Below are 15,852 nucleotides of genomic sequence, written 5' to 3'. Positions count from 1 at the left end.
AGGAGGAGCTTATGGAATTAAATATTTGTCATCTTTATCCAGACCTTTTAAATGTTTATGGAGATGTGGGTAATATATTAATTTTAAAACATAGAGCTGAAGAACGTGGAATTAAAGTTAATATAGTAAATATTTCTTTAAATGATGAATTTAATGCTGATGAGTATGACATTGTATTCTTCGGCGGTGGTCAGGACTATGAGCAATCAATAGTTTCTGCTGATTTAATGAATAATAAAAAAGAAGAATTATCTAGATATATTAATAACGATAAAGTTTTAATAGCTATTTGTGGTGGTTATCAATTACTAGGAAAATATTATACTGCTCCAAACGGTGAAAGAATTGAAGGATTAGGTGTTCTAGATATATATACAGAAGCTGGAGATACTAGATTTATTGGAGATACTGTAATATACAATGAAGACTTCAATGAAACTTATGTTGGTTTTGAAAATCACTCTGGTAGAACTTATCTTAATGGTCTTAAACCATTAGGTAAATGCATACATGGATATGGAAATAATGGTTCTGATGGCTATGAAGGCTGTATATATAAAAATACTTATTGCACTTACTTCCATGGTTCGCTTTTAGCAAAAAATCCTGAACTTGCAGATAGATTCATTAAAATGGCACTTGAAATTAAATATTCAGAAGCGGCGTTAGAAAAACTAGATGATAGTTTAGAGCTAAAAGCTAAAGAAGTTATGATTACTAGATTAAATACTAAATAAAATAAAAAAATTACTTACTTATAAAGAAGGACGGGGAAATTTATGTCAAAAAAATTTTTTAGAGCACTAACGTTAGTTATTTGCTTAACTTTAGTAGCACCATTTTTTAATACAACTAGTGTATTAGCTGCTACAGAACCTCAAATAATAGGGGCTTCTGCTATAACAATGGATATGGATACTGGTGAAATAATTTACTCTAAAAATGCTGATGTTCAACGTTCACCAGCTAGTACAACTAAATTATTAACATCTTTACTTTTCGCAGAAAGCAAAAATAAAAGTGATATAATTTCTTATACTGATGTATCTGCTGCTGTTACTGAAACTTCATTAACTAATTTTATAGGTAATGCTGCCAAAGCTGGTGATACTTTAACTGCAGCTGAAGTTATGGATGCTGTAATGGTATATTCAGCAAATGATGCTGCTGTAATGATGGCTGAAGCTGTTGCTGGATCTGTTGATGATTTTGCTAAATTAATGAACCAAAGAGCTCAAGAGATTGGTGCTGTAAACAGTAACTTTGTTAGTCCAAATGGATTAGAAACAGACCCTAATAATCACAATGTTACTACTGCTTATGATTTAGCTCTTATTGCTAAGGAAGCTTTTCAAAATGATTGGGTAAAAGAAGCTAGTGGATTATATAAAACTTCTGTTACATTAGATGGTAAAAAAATCTACATAGAAACAAGAAATAAAATCCTTAGTGTAGATGGTAATATTGGTGGTAAAACTGGTAACGAAACTAAAGCTGGTCATTGCTTTGTAGGTTTCTATAATAGAAATGGTAGAAATTTAATTACTGTAGTACTTGGTTCTGAATATGGCGCTGATGGAATGAATGTATTTAACGATACTCAATCTATTGCAAATTATAGCTATGATGCAAATAAAACAACTTATAAATCATCTGGAGATGAAATTTCAACTGTAGATTTAAGTTATAAATTATTCAAGTTCTTCGGGCCTACTAAAACTATAACTGCACCAGTTATATTAGATCAAGATATTGAATACTACAAGAATGAATTTAACGATAAAAATGCTAAGCTTAATGTTCCAACTAATAATTTAGATGCTTGGAAAGTAGCTTCAAATAATAATGTTGATTTAACTTTTACTGCTGGAAAGTATAGTGAAACAGTTAAAGGTTCTATTACTTTAAGCGTAGGACAAATATTAAAAGCTAACATTGGAATATACGCTCTTGCTTTATTAATAACAGTCTTAGTAATTATATTAATATTTGTTATAATTAAATTAATAATTAATTCAAAAAGGCGTAGAAGAAATAGAAGAAGTAAATATTCTAGATACTAAAAAAATGCTATGCAAACTTAAAATTTGCATAGCATTTTTTAATATTAAAATATTAATTAAAAACTGCAGTAACCCACTCATTAGTTTGATGCTTACTTACAAGCTTAAAACCATAACTTTCTACATTTTCTTTAACTTCATCAAAACTCCATTCAACAAGTCCTGAAACTAATATATTACCATTAGTATTTAAATGTTCTTTTATATACTTCATAAACATTTTAGTTTCTTCTCCACCAATATTTATAAATATCCAATCAAAATTGTCCTTAACTAAAGTTTCATCATCTAATATATTCCCAATAACAGCTTCTATGTTATTTAAATTATTTAATGAAGCATTTAGTATTACTTCATCTTCAACATCTCTTATATCAACTGCTACTACCTTTGAAGCCCCTGACATAGAAGCTGCAATAGATAGTATTCCTGAACCTGTTCCAATGTCTAATACTGATTTTTCTTTCATATCTAATGTATCTAAAATTAACTTTAATATATCTTGAGTTGTTTCATGTAATCCAGTACCAAAAGCCCCTTGTGAAATGAAGTTAATTTTCGTTTTTCCTTCAAACTCCTCCTCTGGACTTGCTATAACATATTTTTCATCTAAATGTATTGCTGGAAAATCATATGTAGTATAATCATAATTATTTTCTTCTATATTTATATAGTCCATTTTTAAAATTACTTTTAAATTTTCCTTAAATTCATCTAATCCTTCTTTTTCCCCTTCAAAAGCAACCTTAAGAATTATTTCTTCATCCTCTTTTTCTAAATATCCATATCCATAATTATCTGTTGTTATTTCTAATGGATTTTCATAGAAAACATTATATATATCATTTATAGCTAAAAGTTCAATTGTAGCATCTAACTTTTCATATGGTAATTTATAAGAAATTATAAACATAAAATCAACCTTTCCCTATTTAATTTTACTTACTTTTTTATTTACGCCCTTAGTGCTTTTCTTTGTACTAAAATTTTTATTACCTTTATTTTTGTCACTTTTTTTATTCTTAAAACCTTTTTTAACAGCCTTCTCCTCTTTAATACTATTATTAGATTTTTCTTTAACTTTCTTCTTATTTTTTGAAGTAATCTCTTTCTTAGTATTTTCTTTTTTGCTTTTTTCCTTAACTATAGGATTTTTAGCTACAGAGTATCCAAACTTACCTAAAGCTTCGGTATCCATTTTAAAATACTCACCATGACAATATGTAATTAAATCAGCTTCCTCAAAGTGTATTTTCCCTTTTTCATCTATTAAATCTTTATCTATATGAGAACATACTACATCTGCAATAAACAAATCATGAGTCCCAAGAGGTATTATACTTTTTACCTTACACTCAATAGAAACAGGACATTCATCTATATATGAAACATTAACATTGCTTCCTTCTCTCATTGTGAAATTCATTTCTTTTATCTTATCAAACTTACGTCCTGGTCTTACTCCACAATAGTCAACTGCCTTTGTCATATTTATACTTGGTAAGTTAACTGTAAACTCCATAGTTTCTTTTATATATTCATAAGATAGCCTTTCTGGCCTAATAGATATTGATAACATAGGAGGTTTTGTACACACTGTTCCAATCCATCCAACTGTAAAAACATTTTCTTTTCCTTCTTTATTTTTAGATGTTATTAAAACAACTGGTACTGGGTTTAAAACTACGCTACCTTTAAACTCTACCTTTTCCTTCATATTATTTCACACCTTTTCAAAATTATCTTAACGATTATAACACACTTTTAATTTAAAAAGGAAGCCTTTAGGCTTCCTTTTACTCATAAAGAAATTTATAAACATTATATCGTGTGCTAACCTTATCAACATACTTTTTCGTTTCTTTAAAAGGAATGTATGTTAAATTTTCTCCATCACTTGAATACTCTGGATTATTAAGCCATTTTGTTACATTACCACTGCCCCCATTGTAGGCTGCTAATGCTAAGCTTAAATCTCCAAACTCTTCTAACAAATTATTTAAATACCAACATCCAAATTCAATATTAATTTCGGGGTCATAAAGCATATTAGCATTAAAATCATCAATCTCTAACTTGCTTGCAATCCATTCTCCAGTAGAATCCATAATCTGCATTAATCCTTTAGCACCCTTACTTGATTCAACATCTATATTAAAATTACTCTCTGTCTTTATGACAGCCAAAACTAAAAATGGATCTAAGTTATATTCATAGCTATATTTATTTACTATTTCTTCATACTTGTATGGATATAAGTATTTTTTTATAATATACTTTCCACCAATTAAAATCACAATGACTAATAGAAGCCATATTATAATTTTTTTTAACTTCATTCCCTCTCCCTACTTTTAAATAGATTAAATAGATTTTAAAAACTCTATTAGTAAATCAACCTGCTCTTTAGTCTTAGCTAAAGTATCATTATTTTCTATAACTATATTAGAAAAATCTTTTTTCCTATCTAAAGGCATTTGAGCATTAATTCTATTTATAGCTTCATCTTTTGATAATATATCTCTTGATTTTACTCTTTGAATTTGTGTATTTTTATCTACCCAAACTAAGATAACATAATCCATATCTTTATGCAAATCATTCTCTATTAATGTTGGTGCATCCAAAATAACAAAATCCGCATTTTTCTTTTCCAATTTATCTATATTCTCATATATTTCTCTTTTTATATATGGTAATATTATCTCTTCATATTTTTTTCTTTGTTTAGGAAATCTAAATATATGGTTTCCAAATTCCTTTCTTCGGAAATCACCTCTCCAATCAAAAAATCCTGCTCCAAATTCAACTCTAACTCTTTCTAATATTTCTGGATATTTAACAAGTACATCTCTAGCTATTACATCTGCATCTATTATATTAAATCCAGCTTCCTTTAACATAAATGATACTGTACTTTTTCCTGACCCTATCCCTCCTGTTAATCCTATCTTAATCATACTTACCCCCTATTTCGCATCATACCATGTATTACCTATATTTGTATCAACTTCTAATGTAACTGACATCTTTAGTACATTTTCCATCTCTTCTTTTACTAATGCTTTAACTATTTCTAATTCATTTTCTTTAACATTTAAAATAAGTTCATCGTGTACTTGAAGGATTATTTCACTATTTAAATTTTCTTTCTTTAATCTATTATAAACTTTAACCATAGCAAGTTTAATAATATCTGCTGCACTACCTTGAATTGGTGCATTCATAGCTAATCTTTCCCCAAGTGCTTTAACAATTTTATTTGAAGACTTTATTTCTGGTATGAATCTTCTTCTATTTAAAACAGTTAAAACATACCCTTTTTCTTTAGCCTCTTCTTTAACACTTTCTAAGTAGCCCTTAATCTTTGGATATCTATCAAAATATATTTCCATATATTCTGAAGCTTCTTTTTTAGTTATCTTCAAATCTTGAGAAAGACTAAAATCACTTATTCCATATACTATTCCAAAGTTAACAGCCTTTGCTCTACTTCTCATAAGAGATGTAACTTCATCAACTGGAACTTTAAACACTTCCGATGCAGTTTTAGTGTGAATATCACTATGGTGATTAAATGCATCTATCATATTTTTATCATCTGACATATGTGCAAGTACTCTAAGTTCTATTTGAGAGTAGTCACAAGATAATAACACATCTGTACTTTCCTTTGGTATAAATACTTTTCTTATTTCTCTACCCATTTCATATTTAACAGGTATATTTTGAAGATTTGGCTCTGTGCTTGATAATCTACCTGTTGTAGTAACAGTTTGATTAAAACTTGAATGAATAGCTCCATCTTCATCTATAACGTTCTTAAGTCCTTCTACATATGTAGAATTAAGTTTTGTTATTTGTCTATAGTAAATAATTTTTTCTATAACAGGATGTTTATCCATTAGCTTTTCTAACACTTCTGCATTAGTTGAATATCCTGTTTTAGTCTTTTTAATTACTGGTAAGTCTAATTTTTCAAAAAGTATTTTTCCTAATTGCTTTGGTGAACTTATGTTAAATTCCTCTTCACAAAGCTCATATATTTCTTTTTCTGTTGTAGATATTTCTTCTTTAAATTTAATAGCAAGTTCATCAAGCTTTTCTCTATTTACCTTAAATCCTATGGCTTCCATACTTGATAAAATACTTATAAGCGGATGTTCAACTTCATAATAAAGCTCATCCATTCCTTCTTTATTTATTCTTTCTTTTAAATATTCGTAAAGCTCCTTCATATTTGAAATAGCATTACAAATCAATTCTTCATCTTCTCCTTTAACTTCCTTCATTAAATATTCATTAATTAAGGTTTCTAAAGGATAATTACTTTTAGCAGAATCTATAAGATAAGAAGCTACTACAGTATCAAATATGAATTCTTTTATTTCTATATTCATTTTAGTTAATATAGTTACTAAGTTTTTACCATCATGTATTACTTTAGCTATCTCCTCATTTTCCATGAAGCTCTTTAATGTATTTATAGCCTCAGTTGCATTCTCCATAACTATTATTTTAAAATCAATTACACTAACTTTTTCTCCATAATTTAAATATAATTTATCTAATTCAATTTTAGAATAAAGATTAGCATTAGATGTACTATATGCTATAAAAGCAATGTTTTCTGTTTCTTTTAAAGCTTCTTTCAGGTTATCTAATGTATTTACCTCATTAATCTCTACTTTTTTCTCTTCCTCTTCCGCTTCAATATCTTCACCAGGTAATTTTGCTAATAAAGATTTCATTTGAAGTTTGAAGAATAATTTCTTAAGTTCTTCTCTATTATAGTTATCTTGACTCTTAATATCTTCTAAGTCAAATTCTATAGGAACTTCAGTCATAATTGTAGCAAGCTTTTTACTAAAAATTGCTTGTTCTCTATAAGTTTCTAAATTTTCTTTAAGCTTTTTACCACTTATTTCATCAATATGTGAAAGTACTCCTTCCATAGAACCATAAGTAGAAATAAGTTTAAATGCCGTCTTTTCTCCTACCCCTGGTACTCCTGGAATATTATCTGACTTATCTCCCATAAGACCTTTTACATCTATATATTGAGTTGGTGTAACACCAAATTCAGCTTCAAAAGCTTCTTTATTATATACAGCTGTTTCTGTAACACCTTTTTTAGTAATTACAACTTTAATGTTATCAGTAGCAAGTTGAAGAGCGTCTCTATCTCCAGTTACTATAAAAACTTCAATTCCATTGCTTTCAGCAAATTTAGCTAAGGTTCCTATTATATCATCTGCCTCAAATCCATCTATTTCATAAATGTTAATTGCTAATAAATTAAGCACTTCTTTAATTATTGGAAATTGTTCTGCTAATTCTGGAGGCATCTTTTTTCTACCAGCTTTATAATCTTCATATTCTTTATGTCTAAATGTTGGAGCTTTTCTATCAAAAGCAGCAACTATGTAATCTGGCTTTATTTCTTCCTTCATTTTAAATAGCATATTTGTAAATCCATAAACTGCATTAGTGTGAATACCTTCACTGTTTGTTAATGGTGGTATTGCATAAAATGCTCTATTTAATAAACTGTTTGAATCTAAAATCAGTAATCTTTCCATTCTTTCCTCCAGTGTTTTTCTTTATATATTTTTTAAACTATTATTTAGTAATTATAACATATTTATATTAAAATATACTAAGTTCTAATTCCTCTGATAAATCTTTTAATATATGTATTCCACCAATACTATTTCCCTTGCTATCTAAGGATGGACCGTATATACCTATTCCAAACCTTCTAGGAACTGTGGCAATTATTCCTCCCCCAACACCTGATTTCGCTGGAACTCCAACATGCACTGCAAATTCACCTGAAGCATCATACATTCCGCAAGTAACCATTATTGTTTTAACTATCCTACAAACTTCTCTTGAAATTAAAACTTCATCATTCCAAGGTGCTATTCCATCATTTGCAATTACTGCTGAAAATCTTGCTAAATCTTTAGCTGTAGCCTCAATTGAACACTGTTTAAAGTAAAGATCTAGTATTTCTTCTACGTTTCCTTCTAATATATTAGAGCTTTTCATAAAGTAAGCTAAGGATCTGTTTCTATCTCCTGTGGCTTTTTCACTTTCATATATTTCTCTATTTATATCTATTGTGGGATTATTAGTTGCTCTTCTTAAAAAGTTTAATATTCTTTGTAATTTATGTTCTTCATTTTCACCAAAAATAAGGGATGTTGTCACTATAGCCCCAGCATTAATCATTGGATTATATGGCCTATCCTGATTTCTTATTTCTAAGTTTACTATACTGTTAAATCCCATTCCTGTTGGCTCAACGTTTACTTTTTTAAATACGTTTTCTCTACCGTTATCATTAAGTGCAATTATTAAACTAACAACCTTTGAAATACTTTGAATAGTGAATTTAACATCACTTTCCCCCGCCCAATATTCTTCATTGTTTTTTATATCATATAAACATAGTCCTAAATCTTCGCTATTTGCTTTTAAAAGAGCTGGTATATATGATGCAAGTTTACCATCTTGTGTATATTTTTTATTTTTTTCCACTAAGTTAATTAATAAATTTTTCATTTGTTTTTCTTCCTTTTCATATTGTATATTTAGTAATAATTATAGTTATTTTTGTACTTTCTTACAAGTTTATTACCTTATTAAAAACATAAATTATAACCTTTTTATAAAAAATAATAAATAACATAATTAATACAAACAATTAAAGTATACATTAAACTTATTTAATTCATCTAATTATGTGGTATAATTTACTATAATTAATAATATAGGAGGACTTTCTATGGATAAAAATTTATTACAAAAATATGCTGAATTAGCTGTTAACACAGGTGTTAATATTCAAAAAGATAATATATTAGTTATTACTTCACCAATTGAAACTGCAGAATTTGCTAGACTTATTGCAGAAGAAGCTTACAAAGCTGGTGCTAAAGATGTAGTTGTACATTATGGTGATCAACAACTAACTAAAATAAAATTAGAAAATAGTTCTTTAGAAACTATCGCTGATTATCCTGCTTGGATGGCTGAAGGATATAATTATTATGCTAGACAAGGCGCTTGTTTTATTTCAATAGCCGCAAGTGATCCTGATGGATTAAAAGGTGTTTCAGTTGATAAAATAGGCACATCTCAAAAAGCTAGAACTACAGCTTTAAAAGAATATTATGATAACTCTATGTCTAATAAATGTCGTTGGTGCGTGTTATCAGTTCCTACACTTTCATGGGCTAAAAAAGTATTCCCTAATGTAAGTGATGAAAAGGCTATGGAATCTTTATGGAATGTTATATTTAAAACAGTAAGAGTTGATACTGAAAATCCAGTAACCGCTTGGGAAAAACATAATGCTTACTTAGAAGAAAAAATTAAATTTATGAATGATAATAATTTTAAAAGTGTACATTTGAAGTCTTCAAACGGAACTAATTTAAACATTGAGCTTCCAGAAGGTCATATTTGGGCTGGTGGTTCTGAAAGTGACGTTAAAGGAATACCTTTTAATGCAAATATTCCAACTGAAGAAGTGTTTACTTTACCTAAGAAAACAGGAGTTAATGGTGTAGTTTACTCTTCTAAGCCATTAAGCTATGGTGGAAATTTAATAGATAACTTCTCTATTACTTTTAAAGACGGTAAAGCTGTAGATTTTACTGCTGAAACTGGTTATGATGTATTAAAGCAAATGCTTGATAGTGATGAAGGTGCTAAATATCTAGGGGAAGTTGCTTTTGTTCCTTATGACTCACCTATTTCTAATTCAAAGTTAATATTCTTTAACACATTATTTGATGAAAATGCAGCTTGTCACTTAGCCTTTGGTAGAGCTTATGAGTCTTGTGTAAAAGATGCAGATAAATATTCTGAAGAAGAACTAGAAAAAATCGGTGTTAACAACTCAGTTATTCATGTTGACTTTATGATTGGAACTAGTGATCTTGAAATCACTGGAGTTAACAAAAATGGAGAAACTGTTCAAATATTCTCTAATGGAAATTGGGCATTTTAAAAACAAAAACTAACTAGACTTTTATATAATTTTTATATTAAATCCACAATTTAATATATTAAACCAAAGGAGTGTTTCTTAGTAAACACTCCTTTTTGCTATTAATTATGTATTTTTAAAGTTTAAATTATCATTACCAAAATTTAATTACCATATTATTGACCTATCTTTTGAGCACTATCCGGTCTTGGTTGGTCTTTACCTAATTTTCTTGATTCCTTAGAGTATCCAACTTCATTGGCAGTTTCTACTCTCATTTTTTGTAGTTCAGCCTTAGTCTTTTGACCTGACTTTTTATTATCCTTTGAATTTTTATTATTTTTATGTGACATTCATCTTCCCTCCTTTGCTACTTTTACGCTTATTTTATGCTTTACATAACAAATTATGCTTTGAATATTAATCCAATATATGGTTGTGCCTCCGGGGTTAATCCAAATATTGGATTAACCCCGGAGGCACAACCATTTTCTGTATTTTATTGTAATCTATTTCTTATTTTTTTAATAAATTCATATGTGTTAACAGTTTCAACTTCTTTTAAATCAGTAAACATTGCTAAGTCTTTAGTCATTACTCCATCTTCAATTGTTTGTAATGAAGCTTTCTCTAACTTATCTGCAAAAGCAACTAATTCATCATTTTCATCTAATTCTCCTCTTTTTCTTAATGCACCTGTCCATGCAAAAATAGTTGCCATTGAATTAGTCGAAGTTTCTTCACCTTTTAAGTGTTTATAATAATGTCTTTGTACTGTTCCATGGGCTGCTTCATATTCATAATATCCTTCAGGTGATACTAAAACAGATGTCATCATTGCAAGAGATCCAAATGATGTTGCAACCATATCACTCATAACATCTCCATCATAATTTTTACAAGCCCAAATAAATCCACCTTTAGATTTAATAACTCTTGCAACTGCATCATCAATTAATGTATAAAAATATTCAATATTAGCTTCTTTGAATTTTTCTTTATATTCTTCCTCAAATATTTCATTAAAAATATCTTTAAAAGTATGATCATATTTCTTAGAAATAGTATCTTTAGATGCAAACCATATATCTTGCTTTGTGTCTAATGCAAAATTAAAACAACTTCTAGCAAAACTAGATATAGATTTATTAGTATTGTGCATTCCCATTACTACTCCACTACCCTTAAACTCATGAATAGTTTCTCTGCTTTCTTTTCCCTCTTCATCAGTAAAAACTAATTCAGCTTTTCCTTTTCCTTCAATTTTCATTTCAACATTTTTATAAATATCACCATAAGCATGTCTAGCTATTGTAATTGGCGATTCCCATGTTCTAACAAAAGGTTTTATTGAACTAACTGTGATTGGAGCCCTAAAAACTGTTCCATCTAAAATTGCTCTTATAATCCCATTAGGGCTTTTCCACATTTCTTTTAAATTATATTCTTTTATTCTATCTGCATTTGGAGTTATAGTAGCACATTTTACTCCTACTCCATACTTCTTTATAGCTTCTGCTGCTTCAACTGTTACCTTATCATAAGTCTCATTTCTATATTCTATCCCCAAATCATAATATTCAGTTTTTAATTCAATAAAAGGATTTAATAATTCCTCTTTTATCATATCCCAAATAACTCTAGTCATTTCATCTCCATTCATTTCAACTAATGGAGTTGTCATTTTAATTTTTTCCATAAGTATAGCCCCCTTATTAGTATTTATTTATATAATTAACAATTATACCATATTTTCCTACAAAGTTAAAGTTTTTTGATAGATTAAATTTCATTTCCTGCATTTTTATCTAATTATTCTGTATTCAAATGAAGTTTTATAAGAATTTATGAATTAATAACATTTACCCTTGCATTTTTCATAAAACAATCTTATTTTAAGTATTAATTATAGAAAAAAATTCAGTAACTATAATTACTGAATTTTTTTATTTTTATATTTTATTGTATTCTAGTTTATCACTATTATTATCTTATTTAACTTTTTAGCATAAATATAAAGTTAACATCATTTTAATAACATTCTTAAATATTATTAATCTACTTCTTTATAATCTACATCAATTACTTCTCCATTGCTATCATCTATACTACTTTTTTCATAAACATTTTGATTTTGATTATAAGAATTATATGTTTCATTATTATATTTTTTCTTTGCAAAAGCCATTTTACCTTTAAATATTATATAAGATACTAGTCCTATTACTATAATAAAAGGTAAAAGGTATATAAAAAATCTAATTATCCCAATGAAAATTAATATTCCTACTATCGTCCATAATATAGATTTTAAATTATTCATTTAACTCAACCTCATTTACACTATAATATTTAACTTATGTTTTCATTATACTATCTATTTATTACTTTTGCAATATAAGTTATTAATTATTTTGTTAAAAGGTTATTAATACTCTTTTTAGCTTTTGTTAATAACTTTTACTTGTTTTGCTATAAATTTATACAATTTTTTTTGATTTTACAGCATCTTCAGAATTTCTATTAGTTTTTTTAGCTATCATAGGTAGTATAAACCCTAATCCGATTAATACAAACGGTGTAATAACATTTAACGATACTTGGAACCACCAAGAGCCAGAAAATGTTTCAACACTACTTGGGAACATACCCATTATACAAGCAAATGCAGTAAATGCGAAACACCATATTCCAATTCCCATAGCAAATTTATCATTTTTTACAAATTTGTACTCTGATTTATATTTATCAGCTGCTTTTTTAAGTCCTATAAATGCTAAAAATACCCAAAGATATCTCATTGGCATAACTACAGAATTTAATTGAAGTAACCAATCAAATAAAGAATTCATATCTCCAATTCCAAGTGCCGGAACTATTATTAATATACTAACTAATATAGCTGTCATTATATATCCATTAATAGGTGCACCATATTTATTAGTCTTAGTTAATGCTGTAGGTATAAATCTTCTATCACCATCTGCTAAAAGAACTTTTAACGGAGCATCTATAGAAAAGACTAATGCAGATATTTGAGCTAATAAATTTGATAATGCATAAACTACTATAAATAATTTTCCAACTCCATAATATTCACCTAACATTTGGAACGCATAATATTGACCATTCATTTTTAAATCTGATGGTATATTATTAGCGTCAAACATCATTGCCATTGCTATAGATCCAAGTAATGCAGATACTGCAACCATTATAGCTAATGTAATCATTCCCTTAGGAAAATCCTTACTTGGCTTTTTCATATTATTTACATATGGAGATATTTTTTCAGCTCCTCCAACTGCAAAAACTAACATTGATAATGTTGCAAAATATGAAAAATTAAAGTTTGGCATCATATTTTTAAAACTAAAATCTACTGTTGCTGATTCTATTCCTCTAATTGATGGTGCAGCTAACATTAATAAAACATATAAAAGAGACATAACAAATACTGATGTACCTGCTATTGTTCCTATCATCTTTAAAGATGTTATACCTCTTGATGCAACCCATAAAAAGAATAAAAATACTGCCAATGTTAATAATTGAGCTACTAATGGATCCATTCCCTTTATAAAGTTACCATCTTGCTTTACAGTCCACCCTAATGCTATTAAAGCTGCTTGTGGTTTTTGTGCTAAATATGGTATATGAACTACCCAATATGTCCATCCTGCAAAATAAGCTAAAGTAGTTCCAAAAGTCCCTCTTATCCAAGAACTTACTCCACCTTTACTATCTTTAAAAACAGATCCTAGTTCCCCCACCATTAATGCATAAGGTACAAAGTATAATCCAATTATAAGCACCCATGATACAACAACTGTTAATCCTTGATTAGCAAAGTTATTTACAACATTACCAAATCCCCATACTGATACAAAAGCCATCATAGCTAAATTGTACCAACGCAAATTTTTCTCTTGTTCACTCATTAAACTGCCTCCTTAGTATAGATGTACTATTTTATAATACATATGATAAAATGGTTTGTCTATACTTTAACAGTTAATACTTTTTATACCTTTTAATTAATTCATTTAATAATTTAGCTGTTTGTACTGGATATTTTCCAATAGATGTTTCCCCTGCTAATAGAAAACCAGTTGCCCCACTATTTATAAAAGTATATATACTTTCTATTTCACTTATATTGCTATTTAATCCACTTTTCATACTATCCAACACATGAGTTGCTATTATTATCTCTTTATTATAATTTTCACTTCTTAATTTTTTCAGTAGTTCAAATTCTTCTTCCACAGAAATCTTCATTCCACATTCAGGCACCAAATCGCCTCTTGCAATAACAACTCCATCACTACAATTCATTATCTCCTCATAATTTTTTAATCCTGTTATAGTTTCTAATTTTGAAAATATTTTAATATTATTTTCATTTCCTTTAATTTTTTTTATGTATTCTCTTACACATAATATATCTTTAGAACTTTCAACATAAGATTGCCCAATTATATTTATATTATTATCAATTGCCCATTTTAAATTTTCTTTATCCTTATCATTTAATGAATTTTCACCTAAATCAGCTCCTGGAATATTACATCCCTTTCCTGCCCTAACTACTACATTATCTTTTGCTATTGCCTTTAAAAATATCTTATCCTTATCAATAATATCAAAACTCATAGTTCCATCTTTCATAGCTATTTTTTTAATATCATTTTTCTCTATAATCTCAGACTTTATATTAAGTGGAATAATTTTAGATTTATCATTATTATTAACAATTAGAGAATATACATCAGAACTACAAAAATAAACTATCTCATTAATATATACTTTGAATACACTTTTTAAGTTTTCAGCTACTCTTACTTTTCTCCCACATAAATCTGCCATAATACTTATATCTTTTTTTATACTTCTGGAATCATTCAATACTTTTATAAACTCACTTTCGTAAAAATGAGAAAAATTCAGCCTAAAAATATCTACACCATTATTAATTAATTCAGATAAAACCTTTCTATTTGATGAATTAGGTCCAATAGTTGCAATGATTTTCATTAATACCCTACCTATATATTGCTTATAAATTATACTATTATAATTTTTTTCTTTTTATTACATATTGTTACTTTTATATTTAAATAAACTATATTTTTATCATATATTCTTTTAATATAATTTCATAATAATTCACTTCCACATAAATCAATAAAAAACTATTTATATATTAGTCTTGTTCTAAAATATACTTTTACAGAATAATTATTTATATAATCATTTTGTAGGAGGATGAAATGAAATACTTAAAGTTTATTTATATAATATTATTAACTACTCTTCTATCCGGCTGTGTTTTTAATAACCCTAAATACATAAACCTTAGAACTAAACCTAATCTTTATTATTACTCAAATGAAATTTACGAAAAAATAAAAAATAATGAAAGCTATTCACTTAAAGTCTTTGATGTTAACTTTTATGAATATCATGAAGTTTCAGAAGAAGATGAAGATATTTTACCTTGTTTCTTAGAATCTTTAAATAATGATAACTATGTAAGTGAACTAAATTTAGAAGATGAAAAAGTTAAATATAAACTTATAATTGAATTTGATAATGATAACTCAAAATATGTTATAAATGTTTATGATAAAAACTCTATAACACTTTTTCCTTGGGATGGGAATTTAGAAGAGGATATGATAAATATGACCGATGTTCCTCTACGAAATAATATTTATTCTTTTTGTGTATATATAATTAATAAAGCTCATTCTAATAACTAATTTAATAGCTAATAAAATAAGA

14 protein-coding genes and 1 pseudogene are annotated in these 15,852 nt (G+C 27.6%); 4 read left to right on the top strand and 11 right to left on the bottom strand.

All coding sequences use genetic code 11. The annotated features are described in order from the left end of the window. The first annotated feature begins 11 nt into the window (after positions 1-11). Positions 12-737 carry a type 1 glutamine amidotransferase gene (locus Q0Y03_RS00455; protein WP_297711894.1) on the top strand — a complete coding sequence of 242 codons (726 nt, stop codon included), beginning with the start codon at positions 12-14 and terminating at the stop codon, positions 735-737. 42 nt (positions 738-779) lie between these two features. Then, on the top strand, positions 780-2,063 hold the full coding sequence (locus tag Q0Y03_RS00450; RefSeq protein WP_297711893.1) for a serine hydrolase: 1,284 nt from the start codon (positions 780-782) through the stop codon (positions 2,061-2,063). Positions 2,064-2,115: 52 nt separating this feature from the next. On the opposite strand, the gene Q0Y03_RS00445 is transcribed toward Q0Y03_RS00450, so the two are convergent. The 6 genes and pseudogenes from Q0Y03_RS00445 to glsA form a co-directional block, all read right to left on the bottom strand. Beyond that, positions 2,116-2,976 carry a 50S ribosomal protein L11 methyltransferase gene (locus tag Q0Y03_RS00445; RefSeq protein WP_297711892.1) on the bottom strand — a complete coding sequence of 287 codons (861 nt, stop codon included), beginning with the start codon at positions 2,974-2,976 and terminating at the stop codon, positions 2,116-2,118. A 171-nt stretch (positions 2,977-3,147) separates the two neighbouring features. Then, a pseudogene (locus Q0Y03_RS00440) lies at positions 3,148-3,780 on the bottom strand (flavin reductase family protein); the annotation flags it as partial. A 79-nt stretch (positions 3,781-3,859) separates the two neighbouring features. Further along, positions 3,860-4,402, bottom strand: a complete 543-nt coding sequence (locus Q0Y03_RS00435) for a lytic transglycosylase domain-containing protein (RefSeq protein WP_297711891.1) — start codon at positions 4,400-4,402, stop codon at positions 3,860-3,862. A 24-nt stretch (positions 4,403-4,426) separates the two neighbouring features. Beyond that, positions 4,427-5,023, bottom strand: a complete 597-nt coding sequence (gene coaE, locus Q0Y03_RS00430) for a dephospho-CoA kinase (protein WP_297711890.1) — start codon at positions 5,021-5,023, stop codon at positions 4,427-4,429. Between the two features lie 9 nt (positions 5,024-5,032). After that, positions 5,033-7,645 (bottom strand): DNA polymerase I, encoded by a 2,613-nt coding sequence (gene polA, locus Q0Y03_RS00425; RefSeq protein ID WP_297711889.1) that lies wholly within the window; start codon positions 7,643-7,645, stop codon positions 5,033-5,035. 67 nt (positions 7,646-7,712) lie between these two features. After that, the gene (gene glsA, locus Q0Y03_RS00420) at positions 7,713-8,633 is read right to left on the bottom strand and encodes a glutaminase A (protein WP_297711888.1); all 921 of its coding nucleotides are present in this window, start codon (positions 8,631-8,633) and stop codon (positions 7,713-7,715) included. Between the two features lie 223 nt (positions 8,634-8,856). Between glsA and Q0Y03_RS00415 the strand changes: the two genes are divergently transcribed. Then, the gene (locus Q0Y03_RS00415; protein WP_297711887.1) at positions 8,857-10,086 is read left to right on the top strand and encodes an aminopeptidase; all 1,230 of its coding nucleotides are present in this window, start codon (positions 8,857-8,859) and stop codon (positions 10,084-10,086) included. A gap of 155 nt (positions 10,087-10,241) precedes the next feature. Here the strand turns inward: Q0Y03_RS00415 and Q0Y03_RS00410 are convergent, their stop codons facing one another. The 5 genes from Q0Y03_RS00410 to Q0Y03_RS00390 form a co-directional block, all read right to left on the bottom strand. Then, entirely contained in the window at positions 10,242-10,418 is a 177-nt protein-coding gene (locus tag Q0Y03_RS00410; protein ID WP_070098824.1) for a small, acid-soluble spore protein, alpha/beta type, read from the bottom strand. A 146-nt stretch (positions 10,419-10,564) separates the two neighbouring features. Beyond that, the gene (locus Q0Y03_RS00405; RefSeq protein WP_297711886.1) at positions 10,565-11,764 is read right to left on the bottom strand and encodes an NADP-dependent isocitrate dehydrogenase; all 1,200 of its coding nucleotides are present in this window, start codon (positions 11,762-11,764) and stop codon (positions 10,565-10,567) included. A gap of 354 nt (positions 11,765-12,118) precedes the next feature. Next, positions 12,119-12,388 carry a hypothetical protein gene (locus Q0Y03_RS00400; protein WP_297711885.1) on the bottom strand — a complete coding sequence of 90 codons (270 nt, stop codon included), beginning with the start codon at positions 12,386-12,388 and terminating at the stop codon, positions 12,119-12,121. Between the two features lie 157 nt (positions 12,389-12,545). Next, positions 12,546-14,006, bottom strand: a complete 1,461-nt coding sequence (locus tag Q0Y03_RS00395) for an amino acid permease (RefSeq protein ID WP_297711884.1) — start codon at positions 14,004-14,006, stop codon at positions 12,546-12,548. A gap of 73 nt (positions 14,007-14,079) precedes the next feature. Continuing rightward, positions 14,080-15,102 (bottom strand): pyruvate kinase, encoded by a 1,023-nt coding sequence (locus Q0Y03_RS00390; RefSeq protein WP_297711883.1) that lies wholly within the window; start codon positions 15,100-15,102, stop codon positions 14,080-14,082. A gap of 236 nt (positions 15,103-15,338) precedes the next feature. Here Q0Y03_RS00390 and Q0Y03_RS00385 point away from each other — a divergent pair, with 236 nt between their 5' ends. After that, the gene (locus tag Q0Y03_RS00385) at positions 15,339-15,830 is read left to right on the top strand and encodes a DUF4883 family protein (protein ID WP_297711882.1); all 492 of its coding nucleotides are present in this window, start codon (positions 15,339-15,341) and stop codon (positions 15,828-15,830) included. The last annotated feature ends 22 nt before the right edge of the window (positions 15,831-15,852 follow it).

It is taken from the genome of Clostridium sp., from assembly GCF_026168755.1.
GTDB lineage: Bacteria > Bacillota > Clostridia > Clostridiales > Clostridiaceae > Clostridium.
The sequence above is the reverse complement of the archived record's forward strand: the minus strand, read 5'-3'. Positions and strand labels throughout refer to the sequence as shown.

What these genes read in the sequence shown, in the direction of transcription:
- Q0Y03_RS00450 (WP_297711893.1), top strand. Translation starts at nt 780, where the DNA reads ATGTCAAAAAAATTTTTTAGAGCACTAACGTTAGTTATTTGCTTAACT.
- glsA (WP_297711888.1), bottom strand. Translation starts at nt 8,633, where the DNA reads ATGAAAAATTTATTAATTAACTTAGTGGAAAAAAATAAAAAATATACA.
- Q0Y03_RS00410 (WP_070098824.1), bottom strand. Translation starts at nt 10,418, where the DNA reads ATGTCACATAAAAATAATAAAAATTCAAAGGATAATAAAAAGTCAGGT.
- Q0Y03_RS00445 (WP_297711892.1), bottom strand. Translation starts at nt 2,976, where the DNA reads ATGTTTATAATTTCTTATAAATTACCATATGAAAAGTTAGATGCTACA.
- Q0Y03_RS00455 (WP_297711894.1), top strand. Translation starts at nt 12, where the DNA reads ATGGAATTAAATATTTGTCATCTTTATCCAGACCTTTTAAATGTTTAT.
- Q0Y03_RS00390 (WP_297711883.1), bottom strand. Translation starts at nt 15,102, where the DNA reads ATGAAAATCATTGCAACTATTGGACCTAATTCATCAAATAGAAAGGTT.
- Q0Y03_RS00435 (WP_297711891.1), bottom strand. Translation starts at nt 4,402, where the DNA reads ATGAAGTTAAAAAAAATTATAATATGGCTTCTATTAGTCATTGTGATT.
- polA (WP_297711889.1), bottom strand. Translation starts at nt 7,645, where the DNA reads ATGGAAAGATTACTGATTTTAGATTCAAACAGTTTATTAAATAGAGCA.
- Q0Y03_RS00385 (WP_297711882.1), top strand. Translation starts at nt 15,339, where the DNA reads ATGAAATACTTAAAGTTTATTTATATAATATTATTAACTACTCTTCTA.
- Q0Y03_RS00400 (WP_297711885.1), bottom strand. Translation starts at nt 12,388, where the DNA reads ATGAATAATTTAAAATCTATATTATGGACGATAGTAGGAATATTAATT.
- Q0Y03_RS00415 (WP_297711887.1), top strand. Translation starts at nt 8,857, where the DNA reads ATGGATAAAAATTTATTACAAAAATATGCTGAATTAGCTGTTAACACA.
- Q0Y03_RS00405 (WP_297711886.1), bottom strand. Translation starts at nt 11,764, where the DNA reads ATGGAAAAAATTAAAATGACAACTCCATTAGTTGAAATGAATGGAGAT.
- coaE (WP_297711890.1), bottom strand. Translation starts at nt 5,023, where the DNA reads ATGATTAAGATAGGATTAACAGGAGGGATAGGGTCAGGAAAAAGTACA.
- Q0Y03_RS00395 (WP_297711884.1), bottom strand. Translation starts at nt 14,006, where the DNA reads ATGAGTGAACAAGAGAAAAATTTGCGTTGGTACAATTTAGCTATGATG.